Origin of the sequence: Polaromonas sp. (assembly GCF_012927485.1) — a bacterium.
Classification (GTDB): Bacteria; Pseudomonadota; Gammaproteobacteria; order Burkholderiales; family Burkholderiaceae_C; genus Polaromonas.
On record NZ_JABBPC010000012.1, the window covers coordinates 314,070 to 340,972 of the forward strand.

Below are 26,903 nucleotides of genomic sequence, written 5' to 3' on the forward strand. Positions count from 1 at the left end.
CTTTCCTACTTTTTGTTGCAAGTAGATTCTGGCGCAGTCAATCGTCTTCTTCTTTTTGTAGCCAGATCGCATCCGGCCTTTGATGGCGTTGTCCGGTTTTTTGACGAAATGCCGTCTTGGCTTGCCTGCAGCAAGCACGCACCGCCCATCTCCTCGCGACCACCGCTTAACGATAGCAGTCGCCTCGGGCCGGTAAGGCGTGCGCTGCGGGGCGGTGCGATTACCGTCCTCCCAGGCAATTTCCAGGCAGAAAAAAACCGACTGTCAGTGATAACAACCGGTTTTTTTTGGTGCGGCTTGCCGCGAAGCGCTGGGCAGCAACGCCTTTGAGCAACTTGGTGATGCTTACAGCAACGCCTTGAGCAGTTTCGCCATTTCGGAGGGATTGCGCGTGATGGTGAAGCCACAGGCTTCCATGATTTCCAACTTGGCGTTCGCTGTGTCGGCACCGCCAGAAATCAGCGCACCGGCATGGCCCATGCGCTTACCGGCAGGCGCGGTGACGCCGGCGATGAAACCAACAATCGGTTTTTTCATATTGGCTTTGCACCAGATCGCCGCTTCGGCTTCGTCCGGACCGCCAATTTCGCCAATCATAATGACGGCATCGGTGTCGGGATCGTCATTAAAGGCTTGCATCACATCAATGTGTTTCAGACCATTGATCGGATCACCGCCAATGCCCACGGCAGTTGACTGGCCCAAGCCGATTTCGGTGAGTTGCGCCACGGCTTCGTAGGTCAGCGTGCCGGAGCGGCTAACCACACCAATGCGTCCTTTGCGATGGATGTGACCCGGCATGATGCCGATTTTGATCTCGTCGGGCGTGATCAGGCCAGGGCAGTTGGGGCCGAGCAGCAGGGTTCTTTTGCCGCCAGCGGCCTCCCGGGCTTTCATGCGGTTGCGCACTTCGAGCATGTCACGGACAGGAATGCCTTCGGTGATGCAAATGGCCAGATCCAGGTTGGCCTCCACGGCTTCCCAAATGGCGGCCGCAGCGCCTGCAGGCGGCACATAAATGACCGAAACTGTCGCGCCCGTCGCTTGAGCGGCTTCCAGCACGCCGGCATAGATTGGAATGCCTTCGAAGTCTTCGCCCGCTTTCTTGGGGTTCACTCCCGCCACAAAGGCTGCTTTGCCGTTCGCATAGTCGCGGCACATGCGGGTATGGAATTGACCGGTCTTGCCGGTAATGCCTTGCGTAATAACTTTGGTGTTTTTGTTGATGTAGATCGACATGCTTGTTCCTGATCGGTAGGCGTTGGCGCGGGGCTTACTTGACGGCAGCGACGATTTTGGTCGCGGCCTCTGCCATGGTGTCTGCGGCAATGATGGGCAAACCGGAGTCGGCCAACATTTTCTTGCCCAGGTCTTCGTTAGTGCCCTTCATGCGCACCACCAGCGGAACCGACAGGTTAACGGCTTTGCAGGCGGTGATGATGCCGTCGGCAATCGTGTCGCACTTCATGATGCCGCCGAAGATATTGACCAGAATACCTTTGACATCGGGGTTCTTCAACATGATCTTGAAAGCTTCAGTGACTTTCTCAGCGGTTGCGCCGCCGCCCACGTCGAGAAAGTTGGCGGGCTCGCCACCGAACAGCTTGATGGTGTCCATGGTCGCCATCGCCAGGCCAGCGCCATTGACAAGGCAACCGATGTTGCCGTCGAGGCTGATGTAGGCCAGATCGAACTTGCTGGCTTCCACTTCAGCCGGATCTTCCTCGTCCAGGTCGCGGTAGGCCACGATTTCCGGGTGACGAAACAGCGCGTTGGGGTCGAAGTTGAACTTGGCGTCAATGGCCTTGATGTTGCCGTTTCCTTCGAGAATTAACGGATTGATCTCAGCCAGACTGCAGTCGGTCTCCATGTAGCACTTGTAGAGCTTTTTCAGCACATCAATCGCCTGGGCGGTGGAGCCCGCCGGCACCGTCATGCCGTCGGCCAGCTCCTTGGCTTGGGCATCGGTCAGGCCAATGGCCGGATCGACAAACACCTTGATGATCTTTTCAGGCGTGGCGTGGGCCACTTCCTCAATGTCCATGCCCCCTTCGGAAGACGCCATGAACGCCACTTTCTGGGTAGCGCGGTCGGTGACGACCGAGACGTAATATTCCTTTTTGATATCAGCGCCGTCTTCAATTAGAAGGCGGCGTACCTTTTGACCCTCAGGACCGGTCTGGTGCGTGATCAGCTGCATGCCCAGAATTTCACCAGCCAGCTTTTTCACTTCGTCAATACTGCGTGCCAGCTTGACGCCGCCGCCTTTGCCGCGACCACCGGCATGAATTTGCGCTTTGATCACCCACACCGGGCCGCCTAGTTTTTGTGCGGCTTCAACCGCTTCCTGCACCGTAAACGCGGGAATGCCACGGGGCACAGGCACGCCAAAACTACGCAAGATTTCCTTGCCTTGGTACTCGTGAATTTTCATGAAAAACCTTCAGGATTCAGTAAAAAAGGGTGCGACAAGGTTTTTGACAAGGCGGTGTGGCCGGTTTAAAACAAAGCGCCGCCGCCTAAAGACAAGCTGATCGCGATCACTACAGGCAGCAAGGCAGAACTGTATCATGGTGCGACGCACAATTATTTTACAAACCTTAGACACCCGACCCACCCTGAATCCGTGCCCCCCGGCACCGATTTGTCGCTGAAAGTTCTTGATGCCCAAAGTTTTTATAGACGGTGAAGCCGGCACGACGGGCCTGCAGATCCGTCAACGGCTGCAAGCAATGCCGCAGATTGAGTTGGCCAGCCTGGCCCCTGAGCTGCGCAAAAATGCAGCCGCCAAGCGCGACCTGATGGCGCAGGTGGACCTGGTCGTCCTGTGCTTGCACGACGACGCGGCGCGTGAATCGGTCGCCATGATCGACAGCCTCCGGCAGGGAGGTAGCCCAAAAATTCCCAAGATCATTGACGCGTCAACCGCTCACCGCACTGCGTCGGGCTGGGTCTTCGGCTTCCCGGAACTGGTCAAAGGCCAGCGCGAAGCCGTAGCTGCCGCCGAGCGCGTGGCTAACCCCGGCTGCTATGCCACCGGGGCGATCGCGCTGATTCGTCCGCTCGTGGATGCGGGTGTGATTCCGGCTGATTTCCCATTAAGCCTGCCGGCTGTGAGCGGATACTCTGGCGGCGGCCGTCCCATGATCGAGGCCTACGAAAGCGGCAGCGCGCCTTTGTTTGAGATTTACGGCTTGAGCCTGGAACATAAGCATCTGCCTGAAATCATGCGTTACACGGGCCTGACGCGCCGTCCGGTGCTGATTCCGTCAGTGGGCAACTTTAAGCAGGGCATGCTGGTTCAGTTGCCGTTGCACCTTGATTTGCTGCCCGGCCACCCCACCGCCGCGCAGTTGCAGGAAGTGCTTGCCAGCCATTACGCGGGTAGCGAATGGGTGACGGTCGAGGATGCGCCCGAATCCGGCAAGCTGGATGCGTTGGCGCTGAACGGCACCAACAAGATGGACCTGCGCGTGTTTGGCAACGAAACCCATCGCCAGGCCGTGTTGATTGCGCGGCTGGACAACTTAGGCAAAGGTGCGTCGGGCGCAGCGGTGCAAAACCTCAAGCTCATGCTCGGGCTTTGACGCGGTAGGTTCGCCTGCTCTCGGGGCAGGGTGCAGCCCTTTGGTTGGACGAACGCACTAGTTTGTCGGGGTTTTCAAGTCTTTATTCGTCGTCCGGCTGAGACACCACGCGTCGAATAACGTCTCCCCCAAAACCACGGGCGGCAAGGAATCGCATTTGTTTGGCGCGCCCCGCCGCGTCCGGTGGCAGGTTCTTGAACTTCTTGCGCCAGACTTCCCGGGCGCGCTCCATTTCGCTGCTTTTGAGCCTGTCCATGGCGCCTGACACCGTCTCAGGGTCGAGCCCCTTGTTCAGCAATTCGTAGCGTATGCGCGCTGCGCCGAAACGTGCAGCGCGTCGATTGATGACCGACTCGACCACACGCGCTTCGCTGATGAAATCCTTAGCTTGCAGCTCATCGAGAACCTGTGCCAGTTGGCCCGGCGTTTCTTCATGAGGTGCCAGCTTGCGCTCTAGCTCGGCACGCGAATGTTCGCGAGCCGCCAAATAACGCAGCGCGCGCCCCTTGAGTGAAAGGCCGAAGCCCCTTCGGGCTGCTGGTCGGGCGGTGTTCATCAGACTGCGATGGGACTGTTCAGCAGCAGATGGTTGCGTGGGCTAACGCCTGCCGTGCCAGATAAAACCGCGTCATGCCGCTGCTTTGACGGGTTTCTCACCTTTCTCGGCTTTCTCGGCTTTGCCAGCCTTGTCTGAGGTGTCGCCCGCGTCAATCGTGGCCTGGACCAGCGGAATGCCTAGCGATTCCCGCACCTTGTTTTCGATCTCGATGGCGAGCACGGGATTTTCTTTGAGGAATTCGCGCGAATTGTCACGGCCCTGGCCGATTTTCTCGCCGTTGAAAGCGTACCAGGCACCGGCTTTTTCAACGATATGGCCCGCCACGCCCAAATCGAGCACTTCGCCCAGACGGCTGATGCCCTCGCCATAAAGAATATCAAATTCCGCCGTCTTGAAAGGCGACGCCACCTTGTTTTTGACCACCTTCACGCGGGTTTCATTGCCGATGATCTCGTCGCCCCTTTTAATGGAGCCGATGCGGCGAATGTCCAGACGCACCGAGGCATAGAACTTCAGCGCATTGCCGCCGGTGGTAGTTTCAGGGGAGCCGAACATCACGCCAATCTTCATGCGGATCTGGTTGATAAAGATCACCATGCAGTTGGCCTTCTTGATGGAGGCGGTTAGCTTTCGCAGCGCCTGGCTCATCAAACGGGCCTGCAGGCCGGGCAGCGAGTCGCCCATTTCGCCTTCGAGTTCAGCTTTGGGCGTGAGCGCGGCCACCGAGTCGATCACGATCAGGTCGACGGCGCCGGAGCGGGTCAGAGAATCCACGATCTCGAGCGCCTGCTCACCGGTGTCGGGCTGTGAAATTAGCAACTCTTGCAGATTCACGCCAAGCTTTTGCGCGTATTGAATGTCCAGCGCGTGCTCGGCGTCCACAAAAGCGCAAGTGCCCCCCAGCTTTTGCATTTCGGCAATCACTTGCAGCGTCAGCGTGGTTTTACCAGACGACTCCGGCCCGTAAATCTCAACCACCCGGCCACGGGGCAGGCCACCAACGCCCAAAGCAATGTCCAAGCCGAGCGAACCGGTCGAAACCACTTGAATGTCTTCGATCACTTCGCCGGCACCCAACTTCATGATGGTGCCTTTGCCAAACTGCTTTTCAATTTGGGCCAGCGCAGCCTGCAAGGCCTTGGCTTTTTCGGTGTTCAGGGCGGGATTGGTTTTGATCGGTGCGTCCATGAAAGTGTCCTTAAGAATCAATGGTATAAAAAACTTTTGCCTCCGCTCCAGCGTTCGTCTTTAATCGCGAGCTGGATGCATAACCAGTACTTTATGGGCACTGTATAAATAAGTAAACCTTATTTTTAGTCAGTTTTACTGACTAAACAGGGGTTGGTAAAGTAACATGACCGGATGCAGATACCCCCAGTGAAACCGCTCTCCGACGCCGGGAATCAGGGCTGGCGTCTCACCCATCTGGGGCGCCTGCTTGGCCAATCCCTGCGCCGCTTTGATGCGCGCGTGCTCTGGCTCATGGCCCGCGATGTGGAGGTGCCGCTGGCGCTCTCCAATCTGGCGGCGCGCAATCAGGTCGGCGCCGCGCACGTCCACATTACACGGCACTTGGCGGTCGGGGGGTCGCGCTTGACGGACCTGGCCGCCAGTGCGGGCATGAGCAAGCAGGCGATGGGGGATCTGGTGGACCAGTGCGAAGCCTGGGGCTTGGTCAGGCGGGAAGCCGACCTGCACGACCACCGGGCGCGGCAAGTGGTCTTTACCGCCGCTGGTTTGTTGTGGCTCGACGCGTTCAAAGGCGCTGTGGCGCAGGCCGAAGAAGAGTTCCGGCAGGCGGTAGGGGCCGACGTTGCGACCGTGGTGGCGCTGGGGCTAGAGGCCTATTCGGGCGCTTGGTCGGCGCCTGGCTAAATAGAGCATTCACCTGCACCACGCCAAAAAATAGAACCGGTTGCGGCGATCTCTTTCAACCCCGACGGACTGGCAAACGCCTAAAATTCATTGCATAAGTAATAAACGATCCGCCGTGCGTTCGGCGGACTGCTGTCTGGAGACAACCATGCGTATTCTGATAGCCGAAGACGACCAGGTTCTGGCCGACGGCCTGCTGCGCACCTTACGCGCTTCGGGCGCCGCCGCTGACCACGTCGCCAGCGGCACCGAGGCGGATGCCGCATTGCTGACCAATACGGAGTTCGATTTGCTGATACTCGACCTCGGCCTGCCACGCATGCATGGTCTGGAAGTACTCAAGCGGCTGCGGGCCCGCGGCTCGGCCCTGCCGGTATTGATTCTGACGGCTGCCGACAGCGTTGAAGAGCGTGTCAAGGGCTTGGATTACGGCGCTGACGACTACATGGCCAAACCGTTTTCCTTGCAGGAGCTGGAAGCCCGTGTTCGTGCTCTGGTGCGCCGCGGCATGGGCGGTGCCAGCAGCACCATCAAGCACGGACCGCTGGTTTATGACCAAGCCGGGCGCGTTGCCACCATCGATGGCCAGATGCTGGAGTTGTCTGCGCGCGAGTTAGGGCTGCTTGAAGTACTGCTGCAGCGCGCGGGCCGACTGGTCAGCAAGGACCAACTCGTCGAGCGCCTTTGTGAGTGGGGAGAAGAGGTCAGCAACAACGCGATTGAGGTATACATCCACCGCCTGCGCAAGAAAATAGAAAAGGGCCCGATCCGAATCGCCACGGTGCGCGGGCTCGGATATTGCCTCGAGAAAATCCCAAATTAATGCGGTCGCCACGCGGGTCGCCTGGGGTGAGGCGGTGTGCACAAACTTCCCGGAGTAAGCCGTAAGCACCATGGCGTTAAGACTCTTTCAGCGCGAGCGGCGCAGTCTCTTTGGCGAGATCCTCGACTGGATGCTCACGCCGCTGCTGCTGCTGTGGCCCATCAGTCTGGCGCTGACCTGGCTGGTTGCGCAAAACATTGCCGGCAAGCCGTTTGACCGGGCGCTTGAATACAACGTGCAGGCACTGTCCAAGCTGCTGGTGGTCAAAAACAACAAGGTCCAGTTCAACCTCACAGCACCTGCACGCGAAATTCTGAGCGCTGATGACACTGACCTTATTTACTACCAGGTAGTGGGCATCAACGGCGAACATCTGGGCGGCGAACGCAATTTGCCCCTGCCCCCGGACGAGGAAAAACCGACCGACGGGGAGGTGAGGCTGCGCGAAGATGTGGTTCAAGGCGAAGAAATTCGCGTCGCCTACACCTGGATCAAGATGGATGTGAAGGGCGCCGCGCTGATCCTGGTGCAGGTGGCTGAAACGCTGAAAAAGCGCAAGACACTAGCGACCGAAATCGTCAAGGGCACGATGGTGCCGCAGTTTGTGACGCTGCCGCTGGCGGTGCTGCTGGTATGGCTGGCGCTGGTGCGCGGCATCAAGCCGCTGGCCCAGCTTGAAAGACGCATCCGGGCGCGAAAATCCGACGACATGAGCCCACTGGACGACACGGAAGTGCCGGAAGAAGTGGCGCCGCTGGTCTCTTCGATCAACGATTTACTGAGCCGCCTGAAAGTCTCGCTGACCACGCAAAAACGCTTTCTGGCCGATGCCGCGCATCAGCTTAAAACGCCATTGGCAGGCCTGCGCATGCAGGCCGACCTGGCGCAGCGGGAAACCGACGCCGACGAACTCAAAAAATCGCTTAAAAACATTGGTCTTGCCAGCATACGTGCGACCCACACCGTCAACCAACTACTGGCGCTGGCGCGTACCGAAACCACCGGCCGCAGTCTGGCCAAGCAGCGCATCGATCTGGTCCACGTCGTTTCGGAAGTGATGGCGGATTCGGTGCCGCGCGCGCTCGAGAAGCAGATTGACCTCGGCTACGACGGGCCGGCCGCCGGGGCGCAACCGACTTATCTTGAAGGCAACCCCACCTTACTCAAAGAACTCGTGCGCAACCTACTGGACAACGCCATCAACTACACCCCTGACCATGGACAGGTGACGCTGCGGCTGCTGACCGACCGCTTCAGCGGCGTGCTGGTGCTGCTGGTAGAAGACTCGGGACCGGGCATTTTGGAATCAGAACGGGAGCTGGTGTTCCAGCCTTTTTACCGCACGCTCGGCACAAACGTGGATGGCTCAGGGTTAGGCCTGGCCATTGTTATGGAAATCGCGCAGCAGCACGGCGCCACGATCGCGATAGAAGACGCCGACCTTCCGGGTCACCCCCAGTCCTCCGGCACGCGCGTCATGGTGCGCTTTGTGGGTATGAACCCGCCTACCCCACCCTGACCACCGAGTGGGATAAATTGGAAACCAACACTTCTGATCGAGCACTATGAACTCCTCACTATGCAGGGCAATCCAAAGGCTTAAACGGGTGCAGGTCGCGTCGTCATGACGGCCGCCAATCGCCTCAAAATTGGTCTCTCGGCCTGCTTTTTACATGCCGACCCTACCCGGTCTCTTTTTACCGGCAAGACGCTGCAATATGTCGAGCAGTCGATTGCGCATTGGCTCATGTCGTCCGGCGCCATGGTGGTGATGGTGCCGTGCCCGACGGGAAGCACGCAGCGCGGCGACGTGACTTATGCACATTACGCAGCGTGGCTCGACGGCCTGGTGCTACACGGCGGATCGGATGTCTGGCCCGGCACCTATGGTGAAACGCCGCTGGACGAGCAATGGTCGGGTGACCGCATGCGCGACGACTATGACAAAGCGCTTGTCGCCGCTTTTGAAGCCACCGGCAAGCCGGTTTTTGGGATTTGCCGCGGTCTTCAGTTACTCAATGTCGCTTTCGGCGGGACGCTTTACCAAGACATCGTGACGCAGGTCCCCGACTCTTTTGCGCACCGCGATGCCACCACCTACGACCTGAATTTTCACAGCGTGAACATCGTGCAAGGTTCACGCCTTTCAGCCCTTTATCCGGGCGTGGAACGAGTCCGCGTCAACAGCATCCACCACCAGGGAATCAAAGACCTCGCGCCGGAGTTCGTAGCCGAAGCCTACAGCGTCACCGATGGCATCGTCGAAGCCATACGCCGCAAAGATCCGACCAAAAGCTATATTGCCGCGCTGCAATGGCACCCCGAGTTCCACAAGCCGGGTTCCGACACCATCGACGATGGCGCCGTATTGAAGGATTTCCTTGAGGCCGTTGCGGCGGCAAAAATCAAACTACCGAAGTGAGACAAGGGAGCGGCGGCTAATAAATAGCCTCCCGGCTTCAAAAAACTGGCGCACCACCGCACAGAAAGTCGGGCCCCTGCGTGCAGGGCGTCAACTCAGGTGCTTGCCCACAATGCCCGCCAGTTCAAACATCGTCACCTGCGGTTTGCCAAACACGGCCAACAGCTTGGCGTCCGCATTGATGGCGCGTTTGTTGGCAGCATCTTGCAAGCCCTCGGCCTTGATGTAGTCCCATAGCTTTTTGATCACTTGGGTGCGTGCCACCGGCTCGGCGCCAATCACCGCAGCCAGTGCATCGCTGGGCTTGAGTCCGGTGCCCGGCGTGGTCTTGCGGGCGACCTTGGGTTTGTCGGTTTTGACGGCAACTTTTTTGGCGGCAACCTTTTTAGCCGCTGTTTTTTTGGCTGCCGGAGCCACTGACTTGGCTGCCACGGTCTTGCCGAATGGCGTCTTGACGCTACCAGTCCGGGCAGCAGCGGGTTTGCGCGGAGGAAATTTCGACGGCGCAAACTCAAAGTTCACTTTGCCGGCTTCTTTGTCCCAGGAGAGCATGGCCTTGAAGGCCCGGCGCGTACGCATGGAGACGAACTTGTCGAGCAGATCGGTCTTTCCGGTCGCCAACAGCTTGCTCATTTGCTCGCGCTCGATCGGTTGCTGCAAGATGACCTGCCCGGTCTTGAAGTCGCAACTGGGTGTGGGCTGCGCCAGTGTGGAAACCGACTTTTCGCAGACGTAGTTCTTGCCGAGCTCATACACCGCGCCGGCGCACTTGGGACAAGCGCCCAGAGAGTGCTGTTCGCCGAAGTCCACAAGTTCGCCAGTCTCGGCATTCTTGTCATCCCCAAAATCAAATTCAAGCTTGTAGTTTTTGGTTTCCTCATCAAACTTGATCACTATTTCGGCGCTGAAGGGCCAGCCCGCTTTGGAACGAAAGCCCTCCAGCGGGCCGATTTTCTTGTCGCGCAAAAATTGCTCGACTTCGGCCGTTTCAAAAGTGCGGCCGGCTGGCGTTTTACCAAAGGAAAAGCCGCAGCCGTTTTCCCCGCTTTTGCCGGTGCAGGTGTAGCGGCGGTAGTTTTCTTTCATCACGCCGCCGCAATTGGGACAGGGGGTTTGTAGCGTTGCGTAGTCACCGGGAATCGTGTCTTTGTCGTAGCCCTTGGCCTTGCTGACGAGGCGCTCCGTCATGGCTGCAATTTCGGCCATGAACGTTTCACGACTCAGCTTGCCATGTTCCATTTGCGCGAGCTTGTGCTCCCACTCGCCCGTCAGCTCGGCTTTGGACAACTCTTGCACGTCCAGACCGCGCAGCAGCGTCATCAGCTGAAAGGCCTTGGCCGTGGGGATCAGCTCGCGGCCTTCGCGCAACATGTATTTTTCAGCGATCAGGCCCTCGATGGTGGCCGCGCGGGTGGCCGGTGTGCCCAGGCCTTTTTCCTGCATGGCTTCGCGCAACTCATCGTCGTCAATGGTTTTCCCGGCGCCTTCCATGGCCCCCAACAAGGTGGCTTCGCTGTATCGGGCCGGTGGCCGGGTCTTCAGCCCCTTGGCGTCTACCGTTTCGGCAAGCACCCGCTCGCCGGGCTTGACGGGCACCAATGTCTTGCCGTCTTTTCCGTCTTTGTCGTCAGTTTCGTCCTGGGCTTCTTTGCCGTAGATAGCCAGCCAGCCCGCCCTTACGAGCACTTTGCCCTCGGTCTTGAAGCTCTGGTCGGCCACCAATGAAATGCGCGTCGTCACCAGGTACTCCGCGCTCGGGAAAAACACCGCCATAAAACGGCGTACCACCAGGTCGTAAATCTTCTGCTCAGCCTCGGACAATCCGCTCGGTGCCTGCAGCGTGGGAATAATGGCGAAGTGGTCGCTCACCTTGGCGTTGTCGAAGATGCGCTTGCTGGGCTTGATGTAGTTGCCCTTGAGCGCTGTGGCCGCGTGGGGCGCCAGATGCTTCATGCCGCTGTTGGCGAGCATTTCAAAGGTCTGCCTGACCACCGGAACGTAGTCTTCGGGCAAGGCGCGGGAGTCGGTACGCGGATAGGTCAGCGCCTTGTGGCGTTCGTACAGGCTCTGCGCAATCGAAAGCGTGGTTTTGGCGGAAAAGCCAAACTTGCCGTTGGCCTCGCGCTGCAGGGAGGTCAGGTCGAACAACAGCCCCGCTGCCTGCGTCGTCGGCTTGGACTCCTCGGTCACCGTGGCGGTTTTGCCGCGCGCCGCCTCGGCAATGGCCCGCGCTTCACGCTCCGACCAGACCCGATCTGCCCGCAGCTCTGCGTCAGGTTCGGCGTTGTCTGCATTGGCAGCGGCCTTTTTCCACTTGGGGTCAAACCATTTGGCGTTGTATTCACCTGCTTCGGCCAGAAAAGTTGCGTGGACTTCCCAGTAGTTGCGGCTGACAAATTTGCGAATTTTTTCTTCGCGCTCGACGACCACCGATAAGGTGGGCGTTTGGACGCGGCCCACGGTGGTTAAAAAGAAACCGCCGTCGCGGGAATTGAAGGCCGTCATGGCCCGCGTGCCGTTAATGCCGACCAGCCAGTCGGCCTCGGAACGGCAGCGCGCTGCGTCGGCCAGCGGCCGCATCTGTTCGTCACTGCGCAACGATGCAAATCCATCACGAATGGCTGCGGGCGTCATGGACTGCAGCCATAAGCGTTTGACCGGGTGGTTGCTTTTGGCGTACTGCTGAATCAGCCGAAAGATCAGCTCCCCTTCGCGGCCCGCATCACAGGCATTGACAATCGCGCCCACGTCTTTGCGTTTGGCCAGTTTGACGATGGCGTTGAGACGGGTTTTAGTTTTGTCGATGGGCTTGAGATCAAAGTAAGGCGGAATCACCGGCAGGTTGGCAAAACTCCACTTGCCTCGTTTGACATCAAATTCCTCCGGCGCCTGAATTTCCACCAGATGGCCAACCGCCGAAGTGACCAGCCAATCGTCGCTTTCAAAGTACTCGTCGTGCTTTTCAAACTTGCCCGCCGTGGGCGTGATGGCGCGCACAATGTCTTGTGCCACCGAGGGTTTTTCTGCAATCACCAGAGTTTTCATAAGTACTTCTTCAAAACCTTCCGCCTCTTCGGGAAACATTTCCCCGCTTTCGGCCTAGACAACTTTCGCATCATGCGCGCCAAAAGGCGTTCTGCAGAGGGCGACTCAAATGCCTCACTACAATCAGGCCTTCTCGCGCATGTACGCGCGCCGGTGCGCACGCCCACACGCACACATGCATGAATTAACCATACCAAAAAAATACACCGTGTCAAAACCACAGGCCTCTGCGCTCCCTTCTTCGCCCAGTCTGCGACTACCCGGCAGCGCTGGTCGCCGCCTTCAAACCCGTCTCTCGGGCGTGCACGGCAAGGGCGTTTACGCCCTGCAGGATCTGGCCGAAGGAGAAACGCTGATTGAATATGTGGGTGAGGTCATTAGCTGGAAAGAAGCGCTGCGCCGCCACCCCCACGACCCGACCGACCCCAATCACACGTTTTACTTTCACATCGATGAAGACCACGTGATCGACGCCAAGCACGGTGGCAACTCCTCGCGCTGGATCAACCACAGTTGCAAGCCGAACTGTGAAGCAGACGAAGACGAGGGGCGCGTGTTCATCAAGGCACTGCACAACATCAAAGCGGGCGATGAGCTGTTTTATGACTACGGCTTGATCATCGACGCCAAGTACACCCAGAAACTGAAAGCTGAATACCCCTGCTGGTGCGGCGCTAAAAGCTGTCGCGGCACGCTACTCGCGCCGAAGGAAAAAAACGGCAAAAACAAGACAGCTACAAAAAAGTCCGAAAAAAAACCTAAGAAGAAGAGCCCGAAGGCCTGATTCTTTGTGAGCGCTTTCCTCCCCTCTCCCCTTCGATGGCCTGCTGAGGCCATTTGGGAAGCCCTGGCACCAGTCTTACCCGGCTTTACGGTGGAGGTACTGCCCGAGATCGATTCGACCAACACGGAGCTGATGCGGCGCTTTAGGGGAAGCGCCAGCACGCGGCCCCGGCCCGAGCCCTTGCTGTTGGTGGCCGAGCAGCAAACCGCCGGTCGCGGACGATTGGGCCGAAGCTGGCAAAGCCGGCGCGGCGACAGCCTGACTTTTTCACTGGGCCTGCCTTTGCAACCCAGCGACTGGTCGGGCCTGTCCTTGGTGGTAGGCATCAGCGTGGCCGAAAGCCTGGACCCCGGCAACACCGGCCCGGCCAGGATCGGCTTGAAATGGCCCAATGACCTCTGGCTTTCCGGACCATCAGGTGACCGCAAGTTGGCCGGGATATTGGTGGAGACGGCCAGCTGGGAAGGCATTCGCTTTGTCGTGATCGGTATCGGCATCAACATCCGGGCGTTGCCGCTGGCAGCAGTCTCCGCCCTTGCCACGCCTTCGATGGCCACACCATCAGTCGCTGCTATTCCGCCAGGCGGTCTCCAGGAGTTGCTTCCCAGCATTGATGCGGCGCAGACGTTGTTGCGTATTCTGCCGCCGTTGGTCCAGGCAGTGCAGGCTTTCGAACAATTCGGTTTTGCGCCGTTTCAGAACCGCTTTGCCGCACGCGACGTGCTGTCAGGCCGGACGATCGAGTTGTCGGACGGCACCCAGGGCCGGGCACAAGGCGTCGGCGAAAACGGTGCCTTGTTAGTGCATACTGCGGCTGGTATGAAAGAAATCACCAGCTCCGAAGTCAGCGTTCGGCCGGTTTCAGAGGGCGACCCGGCAACCGTCCTAAAAGACCCACGTCCATGCTGAGGGGGTTGGTGCTTGCCCTGGTGCTGGCTAATGCAGGCTACTTTGCCTGGACCCGAGGTTTTCTAGCCGACTACGGTTTTGCCCCCCCCATTCAATCGGAACCGCAACACCTGGCGCAGCAGATCAGGCCCGAGACCATGCATCTACTGGGCGTGAGCGACGCCCCGCAACTTGACAAAGTCGAGCCGCCCGCCCTACAAGTTGCTGTCACCTGCTTGCAAGCTGGCCTCTTCAACGAGCAGCAGGCCAGTACCCTTCGGCTACGCCTTCAAAGCAGCCTGCCTGTCGGTAGCTGGTCGCTCAAAAGCAGCGTCGAACCGGGCCGCTGGATTATCTACATGGGCAAATACGCCAGCGAAGAGGTTGCAGCCAAAAAGCGCACCGAGTTGCGCCAGCGCGGCTTGTCGTTCGAACCGCTGGTTAACCTGGAGCTGGGCCCCGGCCTTTCCTTGGGTCACTTCAATTCGCAAGCCGATGCCGAAAGGGAACTGGCGGCGGCCGTCAAGCGCGGGGTGCGCACCGCCAAGGTCGTGCAAGAGCTGCCTGAAGTGAATGGTCTGCTGCTCAAGGTGGACGCCGCTGATGCGCCATTGCGCGCCAAGCTGGAAACACTCAGGCCACAACTCGCGGGCAAGGCGCTGCTGACCTGCCGCTAAGGCCTTTCTGCTCTGGCAAGCGCACTGTTCGCTTTATTTTCTACGCATCAAGCTTGCGCGGCGCGCCAGTAGCGCAGCGGCACGCAGGTCTGCAGTCGTGTGATGGCTTGGTCCATGAGCGCCGGATGCAGTTCGTGACCCAACGACGCGGCCATGTCGAAGGTGGCGTCAGCGCCTAGCGCCATCAGGCGTTCAAAGCCTTCACGCGCCCGGGCGACCGGTGCGACGTTGTCGTCTTGCCCGTGCAACAGGTGAAGCGTGGTCAGTAGCGGGGCTTTGTCGGGCCAGACCGGGTGGCTGCCGCCGAACGCCAGCACCCGACCCACCAAGCCGTCGTGCGCATCGCTGAAGGCCAGGGCCAGGCTGGCCCCGGCACCAAAGCCGGCCAGCGCAGTATCAGACTGCAGCACGTCAAAGCGCTGCTGCTGCGCACGAACAAACGAGGCCAGCGCCTCGACACGCACGGCCAGCGCGCCAGCGTCTTCGTCGATGCCCGTGCACGAGCCGGTAAGCCCTTCTGGAATCAGCACCGCCGCTTCGGCAAATGCACCCCCCAGCAAATGGCCTAGTTGCAGCATGTCTGCGGCAGTTCCCTCCACGTCGTGGACCAAAATAAACAAGGGTCGGGGTGTTGCTGCGATGGACAGCAACTCAATGGTTTCAAGGTCAAGTGGATTCATGCGACAACTGATTAATGAAGGTGCTTTTTGGTGTGGCAAGTCTACGTCTGGTGGACTAGATAGGCACGCCATGGCGGCTTGCAAGCCCCGCGCCGACGAGCGGCAGCGATGCGGCGGCCATCGTTGATAAGATCGTGCAACTCCGGAACGTGCTGCTCAGCCGGCCTCCGCCTCAAGCCCCCCGAAAGCACCCCGAAAGCACCCACCATGAAAATTGAAAAAGACACCGCCGTCACCTTGCGCTTCAAAGTAGCCGATGCACAAGGCAAGCTTCTTGAAGAAAGCAGCGACCCTATGGTTTACCTGCATGGCGGTTATGGCAATACGCTGGCAAAAATCGAAGAAGCGCTGGAAGGCAAAGAGCCCGGGTTTCAAACCATCCTTGCGTTGCAACCCGAAGATGCTTTCGGCCTGCGCGACGAAAGCCTGGTGCGCACCATCCCTCGCAGCCAGTTTCCACCGGGCGTCAAAGTAGGTGGGCAGCTGGAAGGCCGCGGCAGCGATGGTCGCGAGCAGGTGTTTAACGTCACCAAAATCAAGGGCGAGATCGTGCTGCTGGACGGCAACCACCCGTTGGCGGGCAAGGCCCTGCGCTTTACCTTGAAGGTCACCGACGTGCGGATCGCTTCTGAAGATGAGATTACCCATCAGCACGTGCATGGCGAGCACGGTCATCACCACTGAACGACTGGCGAAGCAGGCGGACAGGTCGTAGCCGGTGCACACCATGGAGCCCAACCCACAGCCGCAATCTGAAACTACCCTTCAGCAGGGCAATTCCTCGACGCGCCCGGTGTGGATCATGCTGTTTGCGTTGACAACCGCGTTTGCGCTCAGCCAGGCCTACCGCACCGTAGCCGCTATCATGGCCGCGCCGTTACAGGCCGACTTTCACTTGAGCGCGCAGGCCCTGGGCCTTTTTGCGGGCGCCTTTCACTTTGCGTTTGGCGCCATGCAGTTGTTCATGGGCATCGGGATTGACCTGCATGGCGTGCGGCGCACGGTATTGACGGCGTTTCCCCTTGCAATTGCCGGCTCAGCTGTGTCGGCGCTGGCCACCAGTTACGGCGTGCTGGTGGCCGGGCAAGTGCTGATCGGCATTGGCTGCGCGCCTGCGTTTTTGGTCTGTACCGTGTTCATTGCCCGTCACCTGCCGAGCGACCGCTTTGCCGCAATTTCCGGGTTGACGCTAGGCTTGGGCGGCATCGGCATGCTGCTGACGGGCACGCCACTGGCCTGGTTGATTCAAGCCACGTCATGGCGCATGGGCTTTTGGGTGCTTGGCGGTTTGGCGACGCTGGCGTGGCTGTTGATCTGGTCGCTGGTTTACGAGCCTGCGCGCCCGGCAGCGGTGGCGAAGGCTTGTGCGACGCAGAAAAAAGAAACCTTTCTCGAAGCCATCACCAAGTTCGGCGCGCTGTTCATGCTTCCGCATACGCTGGGTATTGTGCTGCTGGGAAGCGTGGGCTATGCCTCTTTCATTTCGCTGCGCGGCCTTTGGCTGGGGCCGATGCTGATGCAACGCCACGGCTTCTCACTGGTGCAAAGTGGCAACGTGGCGCTGCTGATGTCGCTGGCCTCGTTATTCGGCCCACCGTTGTTTGGCCGCCTCGACCCCGGACCGATTCACAGGCGCCGCTGGATCGTCGGCTTCACGCTGCTGCTGGCGGGTTTGTTTGCGGTATTTGCAATGACGCACAGCACAGTCATCGACGTGGCGGGCCCGATACTGATCGGCGCGCTGTCGGGGTACCTGGTGCTCCAATACGCCGACGTGCGCACGGCCTACCCGGCGGCCATCACAGGCCGCGCCATGGCCGTCTTCACCATGGCCATGTTCCTGGGCGTTGCAGCCATGCAGTGGCTGACGGGCATCGTGGCTTCTGTGGCGATCGCCCACGGCACCGACCCCTTCACGGCGGTACTGGCGAGCATTGCGGCGTTGCTGACGGCCGGCGCGCTGGCGTTCACGCTATTGCCAGGGCCAAGCCGCGCCAATTAATCAGTCGAAGCATCCGCCCGGATGGCGCGCAGTGCCAAGGCAAAGTCGCCGTCTTGCCGGTCGGCAATCATCAACCCGACCTGACGAACCCGCGCCGGATCCAGCGCCGGCGCATCGGGAACGCTTTGACCGCGAAAGCTTGGGGTGAATGCCGAAAGCGGTAGCGTGACCGTGGTCCACACGCCCACAGGGGGCTCGAACGGCGCCTGGTAACTAATACCGTCAAAGGCGTCGTCGGTACGCAAGGTGAGCTTGTAGCGCTTACCGTCGCCTTGCACCTCGAGCAAGTAGCTCGTCAATCGGGGAAAACCGGGCGGCAACGGCGTCAACGCCTTTGAACGAACCGAGGCAAAGCCGCCATTGCGGTCCAGCGACACGGTGCCTTCAAACACCGCGTACCCGGCCACGTCGTAACGCATGCCGCTGTGCGACACACCACCCATCACGCGATCGTCCACTGCCGTCCAACTGGCAGCAGCATCGGCGGCGTCGAAAATCAACAAGTCGCAAATCATCATCGTCGGGTCCTCAGCTTGGGCGATACATGCGAAACAACTGCTCCGGGCCGATGGAAAAGTAATCACCCGCGCCGCCACCGCGCAAGATGTGCCCCGCAGCAGCGGTGTCGTACACACCGTTTTTCAGAAGGTTCTGCGCAATATGCACGGCCACTACCTCGCCGAGCACCAGCCAGGTCGGCACCTTTTCACCATCGACGCCTTGAAGCTGCACGATCTGGGTACTGCGGCACTCAAACGACACCGGGCTCTCCGCCACCCGCGGCACCGCAATGACGCGCGACGCCACCGGCGTCAATCCGGCCAGCTCAAACTCACTGACCTCGGGTGGTACCGCGGCGCAGGTCAGGTTCATGGCCTCGGCCAGCGGGCGGGTGGCCAGGTTCCAGACGAACTCGCCGGTTTGCTCGATGTTGCGTACCGTGTCCTTGTAGCCGATGCTCGCAAAACCAACGATGGGCGGGGTGTAGTTGAAGGCGTTAAAAAAACTGTACGGCGCCAGGTTCAGCGAACCCGCTTCATTGCGGGAAGAAATCCAGCCAATAGGGCGTGGCCCGACGATGGCGTTAAAAGGGTCGTGCGGCAATCGGTGGCCGTCACGAGGTTCGTAAAAATGAATGGCATCGGACATTGGAAGCTCCACGGTGAATCTGGAGCAGACGATACCCGAACCGGCAGCAGCCGCAGCGTCCAAAAATGTTTACCTTACTTTTTATAGCTGGCGCTACCTTCTGTGCAGGAACTGCGGGCTGTTGGGTGTAAACAAGGCACAGGGGGCAAGTCCGGCCGGAGCGGCCTTACTCTCGCTGGCCGGTGATGTAGCGCTCGAGCTGCTCAATGATGAATTTCTGCTCGGAGATGATGTCTTTCACCAAATCCCCGATAGAAATGATGCCTAGCAACTTGCCTTCGTCTACGACCGGCAGATGGCGCAGACGGTTTTCCGTCATGAGCGCCATGCAATGCTCGGTAGATTGTTCGGGGCCTACAAACATGACCGCCGCGGTCATCACCTCCCGCACCGGCGTTTGCAGGGAGGTACGCCCCTTGAGCGCGATCTTTCTGGCGTAATCGCGTTCGGTGATGATTCCCACAATTAACGCCCCTTCCATCACCAGCAGCGACCCGATGTTTCTGTCTGCCATCAATTTGAGTGCATCAAAGACCGTCGCGGAGGGGTTGATGCTGTAAACATCAGCGTCCGCTTTTGAATTCAGGATATCGGCTACGGATTTCATGGGTTTTCTCCCTGAGAGTGGGTGGGTGTGCTGCTGCAGATGACTGTCTCGGCCAGTGTGCCAGACCCCTGCGATGGCGTCCATAAAGTCCGCGCTATCGACGCCAGCTTTCAAAAGTCTCTGAAAAAAAAGTCAATGGCCGTTATGCAGCATGCTGCATAACGGCCATTTGCGAAATTGCCAATTATCAGCCGTGACTTTTAAAGGAATTTCGCCCCTTGCTGCGCGCATTGGTTTCCACCGTGCAGCGTCTGCAAGCGGGTCTGGAACAGAGCTTCAGGCTATTCATCCTCTCGCTTCAGACCCCTGCCGGATTACGGCTTGGGCGGTACCACCACAATGGTGTTGCCACTCGAGCCGCCAGCACCCGTTTTGCCTTTGGCGCCTGTGGCCCCGGTGTTGCCCGTGTTGCCGGTATTGCCTTGCATGCCCGCGGCTCCGGTGTTACCGGTGTTGCCCGTATTACCGGTCGCGCCCACCTCGCCAGTATTGCCTGTATTGCCCTGATTACCCGTGGCGCCCACATCGCCGGTATTGCCCGTATTGCCTTGATTACCCGTGGCACCCTTGGCCCCCGTGTAACCCGTATTTCCGGTGTTTCCCTGACTACCCTGCGGTCCCATTGGCCCGGTGCATGCACCCAGTGCGAACAACGCGAGTAACAGCAGTGATGGCAATGAATATTTCATAACAATTCCTCTTTTGGTTGTATGCGGTTCAGATACCCGCATAAATCACTATTCCCAGATGGGAGAACTGCGTCTGTTCGCTACCGCGCTTATAGGGCAAGGTCCTACCTGTCTCGAGTGGGTTTCCTACGTCCTCAACGCAGCACCTCAACGCTGGTCAACAAACTTATTTAACGCATGATATATGTCGCAAAATGTTAGTTTATGTATTGAAAAGTTGGTGGCCCCTCTATGGCGACTCTTATTCCTGCGATGGGTTCGTGCGTTTCGCGTATGACCAGCGGCGAGCGGCGGCTGGCCGAACGGCTCGAACAAAAACTCGATGACGACTACCTGCTCTGGTACGACGTGCCCATTGGCCCCAAGCAAACGCACCCCGACTTTGTAGTGATGCATCCGCGCCGAGGATTGCTGATCCTCGAAACTAAAGACTGGAAGCTTGAAACCATCCAGCGCGCCACCCGCCAGATGTTTGAAATCGCACCCGATGGCCAGTTCAAGGTGGTAATCAACCCGCTGGCGCAGGCGCGTCATTGCGCCATTCAGGTCGTCAACGTGCTGGAACGCGACCTACAACTGGTGCAGCCTGCTGGCGCCCACCACGGAAAACTCGCATTTCCGTGGGGCCACGGCGTGGTGTTGACCCACATTACCCGCAAACAGTTTGATGCCGCCGGGCTGGGCGACGCCATCGAGCCGCACTACGTCATCTGCAAAGACGAAATGGAAGAGTCGGCCGACGTCGAGGAATTTCAGCAGCGACTGTGGAACATGTTTCCCTACTCATTTAGTAGCGTCATGAGCCTGCCGCAGATTGACCGCGTGCGCTGGATCATGTTCCCCGAAGTGCGCGTGCAGACGCAAGGTGCGCTGTTTGACGACGGCGACGTGGACGCCGAACTGCCCAGCATCATGCGCGTGATGGACCTGCAGCAAGAGCAACTCGCCCGCAGCCTGGGCGACGGCCACCGCGTGATTCACGGCGTGGCCGGCTCTGGCAAAACGATGATCCTGGGCTACCGCGCCGAATACCTGGCCAAGGCCCACACCGCCGCAAGCAAACCCATCCTGATTCTTTGCTACAACGAGCCGCTGGCCGTCAAGCTGGATTCGGTGATGGAAGCCAAGGGACTGGCCGACCGGGTGCATGCTCGGCATTTTCATAAATGGTGCCGCGACCAACTGGTGGCCTTTGGGCAAACACTACCTGCGCAAAACATGCCAGTGGACACAAAGATGGCGGACATGGTTCAGCGCGTCATCCACGGCGTGGACCGCAAGCAAATCCCCAGCGGCCAATACCAGGCAGTGCTGATCGACGAAGGCCACGACTTTGCGCCCGAGTGGCTAAAACTCGTCACGCAAATGGTGGACCCGACGACCAACAGCCTGCTGGTGTTGTACGACGATGCGCAGAGCATTTATGAGCGCAGCCGCAGCAAACAGTTCAGCTTCAAAAGCGTGGGCATTCAGGCGCAAGGCCGCACCACGATTTTGAAAATTAACTACCGCAACACCCGGCAGATCCTGCAAACCGCCAGCCTGATTGCAGCCGACCTGCTCACCGCCGACGACAAAGACGACGACGGCATTCCGCTGATCAAACCCATCAGCTGCGGGCGCGATGGGGAAGCGCCGCTGATCATCCGTTTGCCGAATCTGCGCGCTGAAGCGACCAAGATTTCCGACCTGCTGAACGCCGCGCATCAGGAGGGCCACGCGTGGGGCGACATGGCGGTACTGTGCCGACACCACCACGAGATGGATGAATGCGCCCAGGCCCTGAGCCGCTCGCAACTGCCGTTCGAAGTGCGCGCCAGATCCGGCAGCTTTCACCCGCATGACGACACCATCAAGGTGATGACCATGCACGCCAGCAAAGGGCTGGAGTTTCCGTTGGTGGCGTTGATGGGCGTGGGGCAGATGCCTGCTGCGGGGGAGGACGAGCGGGATGAGGCACGGCTGTTTTATGTCGGGGCGACGAGGGCGACGCAGCGGTTGGTGATTGGGGCTAGTGGGGATGGGGGATTTGGGCGGAGGTTGGGATGACCGACCGCTACGCTTCGAGCCTGCCTCGACAAACACGCTGTAGCGCAAGACCGCATGGATACACTGCCCAAGGTCAGTATTCATTCACCATGGCACAAGAACCGCAGGGGAAACATTGGCGCTCTCCGTTGGTGATGTCTGAGTTTTGAAGGAAGTTATATGGCACATGCGCAGAAGAAAGAAAAACCACCTTACTCTGGCTATTTTTTGACGTTTGAATTAGGGCGCATCAACAAGATTAAAGAGAGCCTGTATTACCCAGGTGAGGCCTCCGAGTCATTTTCGGCCATGGACTGGACTTTCGAACGTCGAGAAATCGCATTTTTGTCATTGACACCCGGTGAAGTCTGCATAGACGCGGTTGTGCTCATGGAGCGCATGCACGGAACCGGTGGTACTGGCAAGCTAAAGATGCGAATGTGGGCACCGGTAATGATCGAAAAATCGATTAATCCCGTTGAAATTGTTGATGCTTTTCCCGCTGCAGAGCGATTGTGTACTGCGGAGACATTTCGGCGCATACCGCATGACGAATGGTCCCGAGCCATAGATGCAATCAAGCGCCTGCGTCCTGTTGTGGCAGAGCTTTTAGATACTTTGATTGCGTTGCGTGCCGAGCAGAATCGCCTGACAGGTAATGACACAAAAATCCTGCGACTGACCGAACAACGTGATGCGATTGGATTAGCATTTGACATCGCCTCATTGGATCGCAAAACCATTTTGCGTGAAGCGCACCTTGAGCGGGTCCAAAGTGCCCAGTCTGTTTTGGATCTCTTGGATCAAGAGCCGCAACAAGAACAAGATTTGATTAGAGACGACCAAAAAGTTTTCAAAGGACTTTTGTCCAAAGAGGATATGCGAAGTGCCCAATTTGATGGCCTTGGCGGACGCAAAGTGCGAGTACACGTCTACGACAAAAAACCCTTGGAAACTGTGCTTGGTATCGATCTACTGATCTATTTGGCGGACTACAAGTCGTACCTGCTGCTGCAATATAAGTGCATGGAGCCAAAAAGCGACGAGGAAGGAAGGACGTGGTCGTATTTGGTTGATCCACAGTTGCACAAACAAATTCAGGCAATGAACAACGCGGTCAATGCCTTCACCAGACTGCCTACCCCCTCGTCACCGTCTATGGCGGACTGGCGATTGAGCAGCGAAGCTTTCTTTTTTAAATTCTGTGAGACGACTCGTCCTGATGCGCGCGACGACGCTTTGGTGGCGGGCATTACATTGGGTCATTCGCACCTCAAGCAATTTCTTCAGCTACCCGATTCGCATGGAAAGGACGGCGGGCAACGCGTTGGTTACGGAAACTGCCCTAGGTATCTGAACAACTCGCAATTTGTGGAGTTAGCGCGTGCAGGTTGGATTGGGTGTGACCAGCGAGGTTTTTCCTTAATTTCGCAAGTCATCACGGAAGGGCAGCGGGGAGGGAAGTCAGCAATGTTTGCCGTGATCGAAGGTAGCGGAGCCAAAACGTCTCAAGATAGAAGAAAGCGAATCAGGTAATTAACCCATGAGCGACATCAAACTTTTCCGTCTTACTGCAGGCAACGCCACCGAACTGCAAGGCAGTGCTTCCGACCTAGAAAAACCCCTACAAACACTGATCGAGGCCAACCTGGGGCCGCTGCTCAACATCCGGTTTCTGGCCGGCGAGCACTCCACCGGCAAAACCCACGGAGGGCGCATTGATTCGCTGGGGCTGGACGAGAACGACTGCCCGGTGATTCTGGAATACAAGCGCTCGGTGGGCGAAAACGTTATCAACCAGGGCCTGTTTTATCTGGACTGGTTGATGGACCACCAAGCCGAGTTCAAGCTGCTGGTGCTTGACAAGTTGGGCGCAACCGCCGCCGATGCCATTGACTGGAGCGCACCGCGTGTGGTGTGTATCGCTGCAGACTTCACCAAGTACGACGGCCACGCAGTGCAGCAGATTGGCCGCAACATTGAGCTGATTCGCTACCGCCGCTTTGGCGACGATTTGCTGCTGCTTGAGTCTGCCAACGCCGGGGGCGACACGACGGCCAAAGTCACGCCCAACAAACAATCCAAGACTAAGCTAGCTGCCGCGCCTGCGGCGCTTCCAGGCGCGCCGTTAAACACGGCCCTCGTCAAACCCACGGGGCCGGACAAGTCGTTCGCGGAGCTGTTGGCCGGTTTGTCAGAGCCCACACAGCAACTTTTGGCCTCGTTGGAGGATTACACACTCTCGCTCGGCGACGATGTGCAGCGCAAAGAGTTGCGTCTGTACGCAGCCTTCAAGCGCCTGAAGAATTTTGCCACCGTGGTGCTGCATAAGAAGAATTGTCTGCAGCTGTTTCTGCATGTAGACCCTGCACCTGCCGTGGCGGTGCTACCAAACGCGCGCGATGTGACGCACATCGGGCATTGGGGCACGGGCAACCTGGAAGTAACCATCAGTACCATGGCCGATCTGGATGCGGCTAAGCCGTTCATCAACGCCGCGTACGAAGGGCGTGCAGTTACCAGTCTCGTTTTTTAGCTGGATATGTTGGTAAAAGGGAAAGGAAAGCATGAGCATTGACGACCGCGACTACATGCGTGATCGACATTGCGCCTCCGCCATGGAGTCCCGACGATTCCGTACATCTGAGCAGCATAAAACCCGTCAAGCAGAACAGCTGAAACAACGTTTTGCAAAGTACAGCGACTCGCCAAATCGGGTTGCTGTCACCAAGGCGGGTTGTAAACGCTTTGTGCTTATCTTGCTGGTGCTGGTCATGGGTGCCATGCTGTTTAAACGCGTGCCGCAAATTTCGGCGTATTTCCAATCCCGAGAAGCTAAAGCCCCATTCCCCATGACCGGTGCGGTTCGCTGGTTTATCCCGGCACCGGCCAATGGAGTGAACGATATGGCACCTTTGACGATCACCGGGTTTGCTGAGGCGGGCCGCCATGCGGTGGTCAGGCTCGATACGTGGGAGGCCCATGCGCCCGTCGTCATGATCCCGATTCGCAGCGGTGAAACGGTCACGCTTCAGGTGCCGCTTGGGTGCTATCGGATCAGCTATGCGCCAAACGCCTCATGGCAAGATGAATTCAGGTTGCAGGGAGAGGCGCGAGAAGGCATTGAGCCGATGGAGTTTTACCGCACGGACAATCGGACATGGGGCACTTTATTGACCTGAACGGGCACCTTAACGGCAACCTCAAAACGCGCCGGTCCAGTTTTTTCTGAAACAAATACTCAAAATGTACATCCGAACTTTCCGCAGTGGCGACGAAACTACGCTTCGCGCCATCTTCCACTCATCGGTGCATGCGTTGGCCCGCAAAAACTACACACTCGAGCAACTGGATGCATGGGCGCCGCGCCAGTACGATGCGGCGCAGTGGGGCGAGCGGGTTCGCAGCAACCAACCGTTCATTGCCGAGATCGAGGGTCACATCGCGGCTTATGCAGACCTTCAGCCGTCCGGCTATATCGACCATTTCTTTGTCGCGGGCGCGTATGCGGGTCGGGGTGTGGCAGGGCGCTGATGGTGCATATCCATCAGACGGCCGCCATCCGTGGCATTGCCCGACTGTTCGCCGATGTCAGTCTTACCGCCGAGCCATTTTTTAGGAAGAGCGGCTTTGTGGTCGAGGCGCGTCAGCTGGTTGAGGTGCGTGGCGTCGTTCTGGCAAACGCGCGGATGTGCAAGGAACTGCCGGCTCATCACACTTGATTTAATAGCTTCTCGAGCTGGCAGAAATCGTGCTGGAGACTAATTTTACTTTGGGTGTGGCGACTTTTCACCGTGCGCCGCAGGTGCTTCGACCTCAGGGCCTGAGAGGCGACAATCTACCATCAACACTCAAAGCAATTTCCGCGCTAGTGCCTCGTTGACGTAGGGCCAGACGGATACGGTGGTTCACCCGCTGATGAATGGCCAACACGCCACCATCACCAACATTAAGAGCTACAACATGACCCAAGACTTAAATCACAAGAACGCATTGAAGAAGATGGCGCTGTGCGATTCGTGCGCTGGCATCCAGCGCAACTGGCGCGGGGCGCCCGGCCATCCCGAACTGATGCAAGGCGTCAACCGCAAGGAACCGCGCAACCACGGTCAGGTCACCGTTACCAAGTACCGCTGTGAACGCTGCGGCACACATTGGGAGTACGAGAACGACAAGGTCAATCTCCACGCGGGTTGGTCGGTGGTGGGGCAATAGTCGGCGCGCACTCCCTGTTGGGCTCCTGACTCTGGCCTGCGCTGCCCCTCTGCGCAGCGAGTCAATCGCTTTTTAGCCAAAATGGCGGCCTTTGGGCACGCACCGCCCGTTTCCATTTCAAGGAACCGCCATGACCGATCTCTCCGAATTCCCCATCACCCACAAATGGCCGGCTCAGCATCCCGACCGGCTGCAGCTCTATGCCCTGACCACACCCAACGGTGTCAAGGTGTCGATCATGCTGGAAGAGACCGGCCTGCCGTACGAGCCGCATCTGGTCAGCTTCGAGCACCACGACCAGCTGTCGCCAGAATTCCTCTCCCTCAATCCGAACAACAAAATCCCGGCCATTCTCGACCCCAACGGGCCGGACGGCCAGCCGCTGGCGCTGTTCGAATCCGGCGCGATCCTGCTCTACCTGGCGGACAAAACCGGCCAATGCATTCCGCAGGATGCGGCGCAGCGTTACGAGACGATCCAGTGGTTGATGTTCCAGATGGGCGGCATCGGCCCGATGTTTGGCCAGTTGGGCTTCTTTCACAAGTTCGCCGGCAAAGATTATGAGGACAAGCGCCCGCGTGATCGCTACGTGGCAGAGTGCAAGCGCTTGCTGGCGGTGCTGGACCAGCGACTTGCAAACCGCGCCTGGATCATGGGCGAGCGCTACACCATAGCGGATATCGCCACCTTTCCCTGGGTGCGCGGGCTGCTCGAGTTTTACGCGGCGGGTGATCTGGTGGGCATTCAAAATTTTCCGAACGTCACGCGGGTACTGACGGCGTTTCTGGCACGCCCGGCGGTGGTGCGGGGGCTTGGGATTCCAGCGGGGGCTTGATCCGCCGGACCCACCGTCGAGTTGAACCGCTGCCGCGC

28 protein-coding genes are annotated in these 26,903 nt (G+C 58.6%); 18 read left to right on the top strand and 10 right to left on the bottom strand.

The features are described 5' to 3' along the window. Positions 1-345: 345 nt before the first annotated feature. Together sucD and sucC are read right to left on the bottom strand one after the other, a co-directional pair. Positions 346-1,239, bottom strand: a complete 894-nt coding sequence (gene sucD / locus HHJ16_RS05570) for a succinate--CoA ligase subunit alpha (protein WP_293641458.1) — start codon at positions 1,237-1,239, stop codon at positions 346-348. A gap of 34 nt (positions 1,240-1,273) precedes the next feature. After that, a complete protein-coding gene (gene sucC, locus HHJ16_RS05575; RefSeq protein WP_293641460.1) occupies positions 1,274-2,434 on the bottom strand; it encodes an ADP-forming succinate--CoA ligase subunit beta in 1,161 nt (386 codons plus the stop codon). A 229-nt stretch (positions 2,435-2,663) separates the two neighbouring features. Between sucC and argC the strand changes: the two genes are divergently transcribed. After that, on the top strand, positions 2,664-3,587 hold the full coding sequence (gene argC / locus HHJ16_RS05580) for an N-acetyl-gamma-glutamyl-phosphate reductase (protein ID WP_293641462.1): 924 nt from the start codon (positions 2,664-2,666) through the stop codon (positions 3,585-3,587). Positions 3,588-3,669: 82 nt separating this feature from the next. On the opposite strand, the gene recX is transcribed toward argC, so the two are convergent. Together recX and recA are read right to left on the bottom strand one after the other, a co-directional pair. Continuing rightward, positions 3,670-4,143: a recombination regulator RecX gene (gene recX, locus HHJ16_RS05585; protein ID WP_293641463.1), complete on the bottom strand. Its 474-nt coding sequence runs from the start codon at positions 4,141-4,143 to the stop codon at positions 3,670-3,672. A gap of 72 nt (positions 4,144-4,215) precedes the next feature. After that, a complete protein-coding gene (gene recA, locus HHJ16_RS05590) occupies positions 4,216-5,334 on the bottom strand; it encodes a recombinase RecA (RefSeq protein ID WP_293641464.1) in 1,119 nt (372 codons plus the stop codon). 174 nt (positions 5,335-5,508) lie between these two features. Here recA and HHJ16_RS05595 point away from each other — a divergent pair, with 174 nt between their 5' ends. The 4 genes from HHJ16_RS05595 (at position 5,509) to HHJ16_RS05610 (ending at position 9,266) form a co-directional block, all read left to right on the top strand. After that, the gene (locus tag HHJ16_RS05595) at positions 5,509-6,021 is read left to right on the top strand and encodes a helix-turn-helix domain-containing protein (RefSeq protein WP_293641465.1); all 513 of its coding nucleotides are present in this window, start codon (positions 5,509-5,511) and stop codon (positions 6,019-6,021) included. A gap of 148 nt (positions 6,022-6,169) precedes the next feature. Continuing rightward, positions 6,170-6,844 carry a response regulator transcription factor gene (locus HHJ16_RS05600; RefSeq protein ID WP_293641466.1) on the top strand — a complete coding sequence of 225 codons (675 nt, stop codon included), beginning with the start codon at positions 6,170-6,172 and terminating at the stop codon, positions 6,842-6,844. Positions 6,845-6,914: 70 nt separating this feature from the next. After that, positions 6,915-8,363 carry a sensor histidine kinase gene (locus HHJ16_RS05605; protein ID WP_293641467.1) on the top strand — a complete coding sequence of 483 codons (1,449 nt, stop codon included), beginning with the start codon at positions 6,915-6,917 and terminating at the stop codon, positions 8,361-8,363. Between the two features lie 105 nt (positions 8,364-8,468). After that, on the top strand, positions 8,469-9,266 hold the full coding sequence (locus HHJ16_RS05610; protein ID WP_293641468.1) for a gamma-glutamyl-gamma-aminobutyrate hydrolase family protein: 798 nt from the start codon (positions 8,469-8,471) through the stop codon (positions 9,264-9,266). A 90-nt stretch (positions 9,267-9,356) separates the two neighbouring features. Here the strand turns inward: HHJ16_RS05610 and HHJ16_RS05615 are convergent, their stop codons facing one another. Continuing rightward, on the bottom strand, positions 9,357-12,311 hold the full coding sequence (locus HHJ16_RS05615; RefSeq protein WP_293641470.1) for a DNA topoisomerase III: 2,955 nt from the start codon (positions 12,309-12,311) through the stop codon (positions 9,357-9,359). 208 nt (positions 12,312-12,519) lie between these two features. On the opposite strand from HHJ16_RS05615, the gene HHJ16_RS05620 reads away from it, so the two are divergent. The 3 genes from HHJ16_RS05620 to HHJ16_RS05630 are packed head-to-tail and all read left to right on the top strand — an operon-like array spanning position 12,520 to position 14,660. Continuing rightward, entirely contained in the window at positions 12,520-13,095 is a 576-nt protein-coding gene (locus tag HHJ16_RS05620; RefSeq protein WP_293641472.1) for an SET domain-containing protein-lysine N-methyltransferase, read from the top strand. 6 nt (positions 13,096-13,101) lie between these two features. After that, on the top strand, positions 13,102-14,004 hold the full coding sequence (locus HHJ16_RS05625; RefSeq protein WP_293641474.1) for a biotin--[acetyl-CoA-carboxylase] ligase: 903 nt from the start codon (positions 13,102-13,104) through the stop codon (positions 14,002-14,004). After that, entirely contained in the window at positions 13,998-14,660 is a 663-nt protein-coding gene (locus HHJ16_RS05630) for an SPOR domain-containing protein (protein ID WP_293641476.1), read from the top strand. Before HHJ16_RS05625 ends, HHJ16_RS05630 begins: the two co-directional genes overlap by 7 nt. A gap of 47 nt (positions 14,661-14,707) precedes the next feature. Here HHJ16_RS05630 and ypfH read toward each other — a convergent pair whose 3' ends face one another. Further along, a complete protein-coding gene (ypfH, locus tag HHJ16_RS05635; protein WP_293641478.1) occupies positions 14,708-15,340 on the bottom strand; it encodes an esterase in 633 nt (210 codons plus the stop codon). Positions 15,341-15,547: 207 nt separating this feature from the next. Here ypfH and HHJ16_RS05640 point away from each other — a divergent pair, with 207 nt between their 5' ends. Together HHJ16_RS05640 and HHJ16_RS05645 are read left to right on the top strand one after the other, a co-directional pair. After that, the gene (locus HHJ16_RS05640; RefSeq protein ID WP_293641480.1) at positions 15,548-16,024 is read left to right on the top strand and encodes a peptidylprolyl isomerase; all 477 of its coding nucleotides are present in this window, start codon (positions 15,548-15,550) and stop codon (positions 16,022-16,024) included. Positions 16,025-16,142: 118 nt separating this feature from the next. Then, complete coding sequence (locus tag HHJ16_RS05645; RefSeq protein ID WP_293641570.1) at positions 16,143-17,342, top strand: MFS transporter; 1,200 nt, start codon at positions 16,143-16,145, stop codon at positions 17,340-17,342. Here the strand turns inward: HHJ16_RS05645 and HHJ16_RS05650 are convergent. The 4 genes from HHJ16_RS05650 to HHJ16_RS05665 all read right to left on the bottom strand — a co-directional run bounded on the left by HHJ16_RS05650 (position 17,339) and on the right by HHJ16_RS05665 (position 19,787). Next, positions 17,339-17,860 carry a CIA30 family protein gene (locus HHJ16_RS05650; RefSeq protein ID WP_293641482.1) on the bottom strand — a complete coding sequence of 174 codons (522 nt, stop codon included), beginning with the start codon at positions 17,858-17,860 and terminating at the stop codon, positions 17,339-17,341. The two genes, HHJ16_RS05645 and HHJ16_RS05650, sit on opposite strands and share 4 nt — an antisense overlap. Positions 17,861-17,870: 10 nt before the next feature. Beyond that, positions 17,871-18,491 carry a flavin reductase family protein gene (locus HHJ16_RS05655; RefSeq protein ID WP_293641484.1) on the bottom strand — a complete coding sequence of 207 codons (621 nt, stop codon included), beginning with the start codon at positions 18,489-18,491 and terminating at the stop codon, positions 17,871-17,873. Positions 18,492-18,657: 166 nt separating this feature from the next. Beyond that, the gene (locus tag HHJ16_RS05660) at positions 18,658-19,098 is read right to left on the bottom strand and encodes a CBS domain-containing protein (protein WP_293641485.1); all 441 of its coding nucleotides are present in this window, start codon (positions 19,096-19,098) and stop codon (positions 18,658-18,660) included. 314 nt (positions 19,099-19,412) lie between these two features. Beyond that, a complete protein-coding gene (locus HHJ16_RS05665) occupies positions 19,413-19,787 on the bottom strand; it encodes a collagen-like protein (RefSeq protein WP_293641487.1) in 375 nt (124 codons plus the stop codon). A gap of 231 nt (positions 19,788-20,018) precedes the next feature. On the opposite strand from HHJ16_RS05665, the gene HHJ16_RS05670 reads away from it, so the two are divergent. The 8 genes from HHJ16_RS05670 to HHJ16_RS05700 all read left to right on the top strand — a co-directional run bounded on the left by HHJ16_RS05670 (position 20,019) and on the right by HHJ16_RS05700 (position 26,865). Next, positions 20,019-21,836 carry a 3'-5' exonuclease gene (locus tag HHJ16_RS05670; protein WP_293641489.1) on the top strand — a complete coding sequence of 606 codons (1,818 nt, stop codon included), beginning with the start codon at positions 20,019-20,021 and terminating at the stop codon, positions 21,834-21,836. A 159-nt stretch (positions 21,837-21,995) separates the two neighbouring features. After that, complete coding sequence (locus HHJ16_RS05675) at positions 21,996-23,351, top strand: hypothetical protein (RefSeq protein ID WP_293641491.1); 1,356 nt, start codon at positions 21,996-21,998, stop codon at positions 23,349-23,351. A 7-nt stretch (positions 23,352-23,358) separates the two neighbouring features. Continuing rightward, positions 23,359-24,351, top strand: a complete 993-nt coding sequence (locus HHJ16_RS05680; protein ID WP_293641493.1) for a DUF5655 domain-containing protein — start codon at positions 23,359-23,361, stop codon at positions 24,349-24,351. A gap of 31 nt (positions 24,352-24,382) precedes the next feature. After that, positions 24,383-24,997 carry a hypothetical protein gene (locus tag HHJ16_RS05685; RefSeq protein ID WP_293641494.1) on the top strand — a complete coding sequence of 205 codons (615 nt, stop codon included), beginning with the start codon at positions 24,383-24,385 and terminating at the stop codon, positions 24,995-24,997. 64 nt (positions 24,998-25,061) lie between these two features. Then, the gene (locus HHJ16_RS16870; RefSeq protein WP_366557467.1) at positions 25,062-25,349 is read left to right on the top strand and encodes a GNAT family N-acetyltransferase; all 288 of its coding nucleotides are present in this window, start codon (positions 25,062-25,064) and stop codon (positions 25,347-25,349) included. Continuing rightward, positions 25,349-25,537 carry a hypothetical protein gene (locus HHJ16_RS16875; RefSeq protein ID WP_366557468.1) on the top strand — a complete coding sequence of 63 codons (189 nt, stop codon included), beginning with the start codon at positions 25,349-25,351 and terminating at the stop codon, positions 25,535-25,537. The genes HHJ16_RS16870 and HHJ16_RS16875 overlap by 1 nt, the downstream gene beginning before the upstream one ends. A gap of 241 nt (positions 25,538-25,778) precedes the next feature. Further along, entirely contained in the window at positions 25,779-26,030 is a 252-nt protein-coding gene (locus HHJ16_RS05695) for a hypothetical protein (RefSeq protein ID WP_293641495.1), read from the top strand. Positions 26,031-26,160: 130 nt separating this feature from the next. Beyond that, a complete protein-coding gene (locus tag HHJ16_RS05700) occupies positions 26,161-26,865 on the top strand; it encodes a glutathione binding-like protein (protein ID WP_293641496.1) in 705 nt (234 codons plus the stop codon). The last annotated feature ends 38 nt before the right edge of the window (positions 26,866-26,903 follow it).